Consider the following 1,947-nt stretch of genomic DNA (forward strand, 5'->3'; position numbering starts at 1 on the left):
CGCGCCGGACCCGTCCCCGCGCCTGACCGGGTCGCCGCCCGGGCGCGAGCGGCGCGGCCGGTGCGCGACAATGTCGGCGTGAGTGAGCACATTCTCGACGAGCTGTCCTGGCGCGGTCTCATCGCGCAGTCCACCGATCCCGAGGCGATGCGCCGGGAACTGGACTCCGGGCGGGTCGCGGTCTACGGCGGCTTCGACCCCACCGCCCCCAGCCTGCACGCGGGTCACCTCGTCCAGATGCTCGTGCTGCGCCGGTTCCAGGACGCGGGACACCGGCCCGTCCTGCTGGCGGGGGGCGGTACCGGCCTGATCGGCGACCCCCGCGAGGTCGGGGAGCGGACGCTGAACTCCGAGGAGCAGGTCCGGGAATGGGCGGGCAGGCTGCGGGGACAGCTGGCCCGGTTCGTGGACTTCGACCACCCGGACGTGCCACCGATCGAGGTGAACAACCTCGACTGGCTCGGATCCATGAGCGTGCCCACCTTCCTGCGGGACGTGGGCAAGCACTTCTCGGTGAACACGATGTTGTCCCGGGACACGGTCCGGCGCAGGCTCGAGGGCGAGGGCATCTCCTACACCGAGTTCAGCTACATGCTCCTGCAGGCGACCGACTACCGCGAGCTGTTCGACCGCTACGGCGTACGGCTGCAGATCGGCGGCTCCGACCAGTGGGGCAACATCGTGGCCGGGGTCGACCTGGTGCGCCGGGTGTACGGCGAACAGGTGCACGCGCTGACCACACCGTTGATCACCGACTCCGAGGGGCACAAGCTCGGCAAGTCCACCGGCGGCGGCAACGTGTGGCTCGACCCCGCGATGACCTCGCCGTACGCCTGGTACCAGTACTTCGTCAACGTGGCCGACGCGGACGTGGTGCCGTACCTGAAGCTGCTGACCTTCCTCGACGCCGACGAGATCGGCGAGCTGGAGACGGCGACGCGGGACCGTCCCGCGGCGCGGGAGGCACAGCGCCGGCTGGCGCGCGAACTGACCGACCTCGTGCACGGCCCGGAGCAGACCCGCAAGGTCGTGGCGGCCAGCCAGGCGTTGTTCGGCCGGGGGGAGTTGCGCGAGCTGGACGAAGCCACCCTCGATGCGGCGATGGCCGAGGTGCCCACCGGGGAGGTCAAGCTCGACGACGCGCCCACGGTGGTCGACCTGCTCGTGGCGGCCGGGGTGGTGGACAGCAAGGGCGCCGCACGCCGGACCGTGAAGGAGGGCGGCGCCTACGTGAACAACAGCAAGATCACCGACGAGGGCTGGCAGCCCGCGGCCACCGATGCCCTGCCCGGACGCTGGCTCGTCGTCCGCCGCGGCAAGCGGACCCTCGCGGGCGTGCGGCTGGTGGCCTGACCCCCCGAGCGCTCCCGTCCTGTGACGGCCCCTCCCGCCGGTGTGCGGGAGGGGCCGTCGGCTTTTCAGCCCCGGAGTGGGCGGTGACCAGGGAAGACGTCGTCAAGGGACCCCCCTTTCGGGTGGGGTTGGGCGGGTGTGTAGTGTTTACTTCGTCGCCGGGGAGACCGGACGGGCCCTCCGAGAGGGGGAGTTCGGGTTACTCGGCGGGGGAACATGAACCAAGCTCCCATGGTTGTGGTAGAGTGGGTGTTCCTCGCTCCGGGTGAGTGGTCACCCCCCTTGAAAGAGCCTTCCGAGGTTGTTGTTAGGGTGGGTGTCGCTCGGAGGGAAAAACCGAGAAACATCTTTGTGGTGTTGTTTGAGAACTCAACAGTGCGCTAGTGATTGTCAGCTAGTAGAGCTTTGATGCCTCACCTGTTTTGGTGGGTGGGGTTTGCCCCTTTTTGTGGGTTTCTTTGAGACATTGGGTCTCGGATCGAATATTCATTGTTGGAGAGTTTGATCCTGGCTCAGGACGAACGCTGGCGGCGTGCTTAACACATGCAAGTCGAACGCTGAAGCCACCTTCGGGTGGTGGATGAGTGGCGAACG

At 67.8% G+C, this 1,947-nt stretch carries 1 protein-coding gene and 1 rRNA gene; both read left to right on the top strand.

What is annotated here, in order from left to right:
* Nucleotides 1-78 precede the first annotated feature (78 nt).
* Complete coding sequence (tyrS, locus tag ACTIR_RS0108735) at nucleotides 79-1,353, top strand: tyrosine--tRNA ligase (RefSeq protein WP_026453975.1); 1,275 nt, start codon at nucleotides 79-81, stop codon at nucleotides 1,351-1,353.
* 489 nt (nucleotides 1,354-1,842) lie between these two features.
* Nucleotides 1,843-1,947 (top strand): 16S ribosomal RNA (locus ACTIR_RS0108740); the annotation flags it as partial.

It is taken from the genome of Saccharomonospora iraqiensis subsp. iraqiensis, from assembly GCF_000430445.1.
GTDB classification, from domain to species: domain Bacteria; phylum Actinomycetota; class Actinomycetes; order Mycobacteriales; family Pseudonocardiaceae; genus Saccharomonospora; species Saccharomonospora iraqiensis.